This is a genomic window from Acinetobacter brisouioides (assembly GCF_004331075.1).
Lineage (GTDB): Bacteria > Pseudomonadota > Gammaproteobacteria > Pseudomonadales > Moraxellaceae > Acinetobacter.
This window is the reverse complement of sequence record NZ_SJNX01000012.1, coordinates 24,241-30,240: the sequence shown is the minus strand read 5'-3', so window position 1 is coordinate 30,240 and position 6,000 is coordinate 24,241. Positions and strand designations below refer to the sequence as shown.

Sequence of the window (6,000 nt, the reverse complement as noted above, 5' to 3'; positions counted from 1 at the left end):
CTGAGCATAAAACCCGAACAAGTCCATAAACAGTTGTGCTGGCGACCATAGCAAGAGTGAACCACCTGATCCCTTCCCGAACTCAGAAGTGAAACCTCTTAGCGCTGATGGTAGTGTGGGGTTACCCATGTGAGAGTAAGTCATCGCCAGCTCATTATTCTAAAAGCCCCCTGACTCAATAGAGCAGGGGGCTTTTTTTTATTGGGGAAATAAAAATTAAATAATTTTTATCATAACTGAAATATCATTACTCTATATTGTGATTAAAAATAAATCAAAATAGATCAAGAACTTTCCATGGCTATGCTGATCGGTAGCTTTCAACAACCTTAACCCATGCTTCATTCATCACATCATGTAAAGTTTGACTGCATATTTTTAGAATTGAAACCAGTTTGGCCTGAAAATTTGATTTAGGTGATCATTGTTGTAAATTTAGTTGCTGATTGAATGTACAGATCACGAATCAATATGTGCAAAATGCTTAAATTGTGTTATTTAACTTTTTGAGTAGATCGGTTTAAACAATGGAATTGTCAATGAAAACCAGCCGCCAAGAACAATTTTCAGTGCGTTATCAAAAAATTTTAGCTGTGTCAGAAGAGTTACTATTAGATCATTATCAGGATATGACACTAGATGATTTAGCCAAAGAACTAGATATTGCCAAAGGAACGCTATATAAACATTTTAAGTCAAAGAATGAATTGTTATTAGAACTGGTAATTCAGAATGAAAAGCGAGTACTGGCAATTTCACATCAGTATCAGAATGATTTTATTGGTTATGCTAAAGCGTATATGCTTTACCATTTGAGAGCACCTGAAAAAATCATTGTATTACATCAGATTGAAGAACAGCTGACAACGACTGAGTCGGGCTTAAAAGAGTTATTTCAGCAGCTTTATGATATTCGCCAACAGCGTATTTTATGCATTAAGGATATGACTAAAGATTACTTGGATCGGTTTCAGTCTAATATTTCAATCCGAGATTATTTATCCTATGTTTGGTCACTGATCTATGGTGCATGTCTACTTTTGAATTCGAGTTATTATCAACGTTCAATCGGTTCTCGTGAAAAGCTGATTGAATTGTATATTCATCAGGCATTAACTATTCCTAGTCAGCAAGAACTGAATTTTTCTTAAATAAAAAAGTGGCTTAGGCCACTTTTTCGATTCGACAATAATAAAAACCATCACCCTGAGCAGTTATTGGTAGTAATTGTCGTCCATAGACTTGAGCTATGCCCCAATCTGCTTCGATCTTGATTTCACGGGCATCGGCATGTTCAGCAAAAAAACTTTGCATTTGCTGTTCATTTTCAGCTTTTAGAATTGAGCAGGTGATGTAAAGCAATGTGCCACCTACTTTAAGCTGTGACCACATCTGTTGCAAAATCTGCTGTTGTAGAGCCACAGTTTCTGCAATATCTGCTGACTGGCGCAGTAGGCGAATGTCAGGATGGCGACGTAAAACACCAATTGCAGAACATGGCGCATCTAGAACAATACAGTCCACAGGCTCAGATGCTGTCCATGTCGTTGCATCGGCAGCTACTATCTGTACTTTGTCGTTATTAAGTTGCAATCGCTGTAAATTTTCTTGAACACGAACAAGACGTTTAGCATCTTGGTCGAGTGCAATCAACTGCGCAGGCTGGAATTTTTCTAGTAAGTGCGCAGTTTTTCCACCAGGGGCGGCACAGGCATCTACCACGATTTTGCCATTTAAATTAGGAAGCAAACTGGCACAAAGCTGTGCGTGCTGATCTTGTACTGAGAACCAGCCTTGCTCGAATCCAATCAGTTCCGGAATTTGTACCGATTGTTGTAATACAATTCCCGTATCGGCAATAGAGCAGGCTTCAGCTTGAATCCCAGCAGCCTGTAATTTTGCAAGGTAGGCATCACGTCCGATTTTACGTTGATTGACGCGTAAGGTAATCGCACTGGTTTGTTTCAAGGCTGAACAGAGTTCACCCACTTGTTCTGGCCAGTCTTTTTTCAGGCGTTTGTAAAGCCAGCTTGGTAAGCCATGTGCCTGATTTAAAGTTTGTTGGAACTCAGTTGTTTCACGTGTAGCGCGGCGTAAAATGGCATTCACTACACCACTCATAGCAGGAAAACCCAATTGTTTACATGCTGTTACAGTTTCAGAAAGCGCAGCATGTGCTGCAATACGAGTACATAAAATTTGATATAACCCGACATATAGACAGCTTTCTATGGTTGGGTTATCCAAGGGTTTAGTCAGCATTGGCAAGGTCAGTGCTTTTAATCCATACCACTGGCGTAGTGTTCCCAAAAGCAGTTCATGAAATAGCGCACGGTCTTTGGCCGCGACCTGTTCCAGTTGCTGATGCAAAATCGCAGAAAGGGATTGACCTTGTTGCACAGCCAGTAAAGTTTTGACCACTTGAGCACGTAAATTCAACATTTGACTCATGATAGGATTTGTCCAACCTGTAATTTTTGTGCTTGTAAAATTTGTATTGCATTAAGGGGTTTACCGCCTGGCCATTGCAATTGGGTCAGACAAATGATCTGTTGATCACCACACATGACATGTACACCTTGTTTATCAATCGCCACAATTTCACCAACTTGAGCAGTTACATTGCTTAGTATAGAAAGCTGTGAATTCCAGACGCGTAAGTTGTTATTTTCACTGATCGGAAAAAAGGCAACTGGCCAAGGATTAAAAGCGCGAATGTTGAGGTCGAGTTGCTGAGCGCTGAGCATCCAGTCAATTTGAGCTTCGGGTTTGCTGAGTTTATGCGCATAAACCGTCAAAGCTTCATTTTGCACTTCACGCTGTGCCAAAGCATCTTGGAGTTGCTGTTCTGATGTAAGAACCGTACAAATGGCTTCAGCACCTTGTAGTGCAAGTTTGTCATGCAGACTGGCCGAGGTATCTTGTGCCGTGATTGGGCAATAAGTTTTATACAACATATCGCCTGTATCTAAACCTGCTGCCATTGCCATAATGGTCACGCCAGTTTCATGATCGCCTGTCGCAATCGCACGTTGAATCGGTGCTGCTCCGCGCCAGCGTGGCAACAATGAACCATGAATGTTGAGGCAGCCATATTTAGGCATGTCTAACACTGCTTGTGGCAAGATCAAACCATAAGCTGCAACTACCATTACATCGGCATTGAGCGCGGCAAGCTCTTGCTGAGCTGCTAAGCCCTCTTCAGTTGATGCTTTAAAATGGAGTGGTTGATAGACAGGCAGATTATGTTCTAAAGCAACCTGTTTTACGGCAGAAGCAGTGAGTTTTTGTCCGCGCCCTGCCTTACGGTCAGGTTGGGTATAAACGGCAATAATGTCATGTTCAGTTTGAATTAAGGCTTTGAGGGCTTCAGCCGCAAACTCAGGCGTACCTGCAAAAATAATCTTCAAGAGTATCACTCAATCGTTTCGCAAGGCACAATTATAACAGGTGTCACGATTTAACACGCCGCGCAAATGGAAATGTCGTGATGATTGTGCAAATAAAATTGCTAAAAGCAACATCAAAAATATACAAGCGGAACTTTGGCAAAATTTGTTAAACTTGCAACAGGTCAACATCGGCAGAACCATTTTCATTGTTGATCGTACTTTTTGTCAGTAAATTGTTTGTTCAATCTGTAGATTGATTTTTTAGAGGCTATGCTCATGTCCGTGTTTCGCCGTTGGTTTGATCCGATTCGATCGAGATGGTTTTACCAGAAACCGTCACGGCAAGAGGTTTTACCCACGGACAAAGGCTTGAGTATTTATTTGCGCCTTGATGATGTTTACAGTTATTTGGCAGTACAGCAATTGCCGCAGTTGCATGAAATTTTAAGTGATGAACTGAAGCCATTAAAGGTAATGATTTCCAGTCGGGCAGCCGAGCCGCCCAATAATATGACTGCACAGGAATGGCAACAATACTGTCTCAATGATGCCAAGATTCTCGCACGCCAACACCGCTTTGGTTATGATGAACAGCCCGAGCTTCCAACCGCAGAAGCGATTCAACAAGCTGAAGTCATTTTAAGAAATACTCCATTACGCGAAGAACAATTTTTATATTTACTTGAAGATGTATTTCACATGTTGTGGCAACAGCAATATGGCAAACTCAGAACCTTATATGCCATGGCAAGTCAGCAACATCAACCTCAAAATTTCCCTGAACGTTGTTTTATCGATACACCTGTCGCTGCCAGTTATTTTGAATTTGCCGACCGAAAATATCATGCAGTAGATGATTTACTGCGTTTAACTCGACGCTTAAAACAACAAAAATTATTGACGGATAACCCGATTTTTTTGATCAATCATATTGAGTGGCGTGAACACATTATGAGCGATGCAGAAGAGTTGGCAGAAATTCATGCGATGCATCCTGAACTGGATTTATATATTGCACTTGAAGACCCGATTAGCTGGTTACTCTTAGCCTATATTAAAGAAGAACTGGCAAATTATTATAATATTCAGTTACGAGTTTATCCGCTGAGCTACCGTGGGCGTGACTTTTTTGACTGGTCGCTTGCCACGCGTTTATCAAAACGTGCTGATGTAGCATTTACTCCATTTTGCCGCCCAACCCAAGAGGCAGTTTTAAATATTGCACGTTTGTTTTATAGCATCGAAGATGAAGAGCAACGTGTTGATGTGATTTATGACATTTTAAAAGCCGTGTGGAGTAAAGGGCAGGACTTATCATTTGCTCCGCATGTTCATGCTTTGCAGCAGAGTTTGCAGATTGAAAAATTGACTGATGTCGATGTTGCTGAGTTCTTACAGCAAAATGACCAACAATGTTATGAGAAACATCAGCCTGACTTTCCAGTGTTAGAGTTGCGAATTGCTGGGCAGAGTTATGTCTTTAATAGTTTGTATCGGGTCTGGATGATTGAGAGTATTTTTAGTCATGTACTCGAACAACAATACAAGCAGCAGGCAACAAATGACTCATCAAAAATGTAATTCTTTAGCCGAAGTTCGCCAACAGATCGATCAAATAGATCGGGCTTTAATTGAGCTTATCGCTGCCCGCCAAGCCTATGTGGATCAGGCGGTGGCATTTAAAAGTTCCCGTGCCGAAGCACCTGCACCACAGCGAGTTGAACAGGTGATTGCCCAAGTGCGCCAGCATGCCGAGGCTTTTTCTGCGGATGCTGATTTGGTTGAAAAACTCTATCGGCAAATGATTCAGCATTTTATAGAACGAGAATTACAGCATTTACCTGACTAAACCTCACACTGGTTGAAATCTAAAATAAGCATAAAAAGGCAGAATAACCCTGTATATCGTCGAACTGAACTATTTGCAATCCTTGACGGCTGTCGATGCGTTATTACCGCAACATGTAGAATGGCTACAGCAACATTTTGCTGCGGGACATTTTATTTCCGCAGGGGCAAAGCAACCCCGAACTGGCGGCATGATCTTGGTCAAGGATATGCCTGAAGCGCAATTAAAGTCGATTTTGCAGCAAGATCCTTTTCAAAAGGTTGCTGAATATCGGATCAATCAGGTGCAGTTTTCACGTACAGGAACAGGCTTCGAGCAGTTACAGCATTATTAATTGGCTTGGGATAAATTTATGCATCTGTTTGGCCGTTGCTGATGCGGTGCAGTGCAAGTCGTATGCGTTATCGGCACAATTTATCATTGTCATTCTAGTCTGTGCCTTAAATAGACAGGCAGCTGTTTTGATGCTGCCAGTTTACCTGAGCAAAAGGATTTTTTAGGGCTGCAAAGCGATAAATAAATTTGACAGTATTAAAAACCAGTGGTTTTCGCTCAGCATCTTGTGTCGCTTATGGTTCATAGTTTATGTGTTTTCAACCTGATTGGGGGAAAGCTCATAGATGCAGATTTCATGAGGATAACTTGATTCTGAAACCACTCCCAAAACAAGCTCAACCAAGCCTCAAGCTATGCTTGAGAGAACTCCAAAAAATACGCATATTCGAGTGCATCACTTTGACCTAGCATGACCGTATAACG

General features: G+C 41.4%; 6 protein-coding genes and 1 rRNA gene. 5 read left to right on the top strand and 2 right to left on the bottom strand.

Translation table 11 applies throughout. The features are described from left to right. Nucleotides 1–37 precede the first annotated feature (37 nt). Both rrf and E0H77_RS13270 read left to right on the top strand, forming a co-directional pair. Nucleotides 38–152: ribosomal RNA gene (rrf, locus tag E0H77_RS13275) — 5S ribosomal RNA — on the top strand. 387 nt (nt 153–539) lie between these two features. Further along, nucleotides 540–1,151, top strand: coding sequence for a TetR/AcrR family transcriptional regulator (locus tag E0H77_RS13270; RefSeq protein ID WP_131378689.1), 612 nt, complete (start codon nt 540–542; stop codon nt 1,149–1,151). A gap of 13 nt (nt 1,152–1,164) precedes the next feature. Here the strand turns inward: E0H77_RS13270 and rsmB are convergent, their stop codons facing one another. Both rsmB and fmt read right to left on the bottom strand, forming a co-directional pair. After that, complete coding sequence (rsmB, locus tag E0H77_RS13265; RefSeq protein WP_131378687.1) at nt 1,165–2,451, bottom strand: 16S rRNA (cytosine(967)-C(5))-methyltransferase RsmB; 1,287 nt, start codon at nt 2,449–2,451, stop codon at nt 1,165–1,167. Then, the gene (gene fmt / locus E0H77_RS13260) at nt 2,448–3,410 is read right to left on the bottom strand and encodes a methionyl-tRNA formyltransferase (RefSeq protein ID WP_131378685.1); all 963 of its coding nucleotides are present in this window, start codon (nt 3,408–3,410) and stop codon (nt 2,448–2,450) included. Before fmt ends, rsmB begins: the two co-directional genes overlap by 4 nt. A 258-nt stretch (nt 3,411–3,668) precedes the next feature. On the opposite strand from fmt, the gene E0H77_RS13255 reads away from it, so the two are divergent. The 3 genes from E0H77_RS13255 to E0H77_RS13245 all read left to right on the top strand — a co-directional run bounded on the left by E0H77_RS13255 (nt 3,669) and on the right by E0H77_RS13245 (nt 5,575). Then, complete coding sequence (locus E0H77_RS13255) at nt 3,669–4,973, top strand: hypothetical protein (RefSeq protein ID WP_131378683.1); 1,305 nt, start codon at nt 3,669–3,671, stop codon at nt 4,971–4,973. Then, on the top strand, nt 4,954–5,241 hold the full coding sequence (locus E0H77_RS13250; protein WP_131315180.1) for a chorismate mutase: 288 nt from the start codon (nt 4,954–4,956) through the stop codon (nt 5,239–5,241). Before E0H77_RS13255 ends, E0H77_RS13250 begins: the two co-directional genes overlap by 20 nt. Before the next feature lie 73 nt (nt 5,242–5,314). Then, entirely contained in the window at nt 5,315–5,575 is a 261-nt protein-coding gene (locus tag E0H77_RS13245; protein ID WP_228258341.1) for a YciI family protein, read from the top strand. The last annotated feature ends 425 nt before the right edge of the window (nt 5,576–6,000 follow it).

Excerpts from the sequence above, each read along its gene's own strand:
- rsmB (WP_131378687.1), bottom strand. The coding sequence starts at position 2,451 with ATGAGTCAAATGTTGAATTTACGTGCTCAAGTGGTCAAAACTTTACTG.
- E0H77_RS13255 (WP_131378683.1), top strand. The coding sequence starts at position 3,669 with ATGTCCGTGTTTCGCCGTTGGTTTGATCCGATTCGATCGAGATGGTTT.
- E0H77_RS13250 (WP_131315180.1), top strand. The coding sequence starts at position 4,954 with ATGACTCATCAAAAATGTAATTCTTTAGCCGAAGTTCGCCAACAGATC.
- E0H77_RS13270 (WP_131378689.1), top strand. The coding sequence starts at position 540 with ATGAAAACCAGCCGCCAAGAACAATTTTCAGTGCGTTATCAAAAAATT.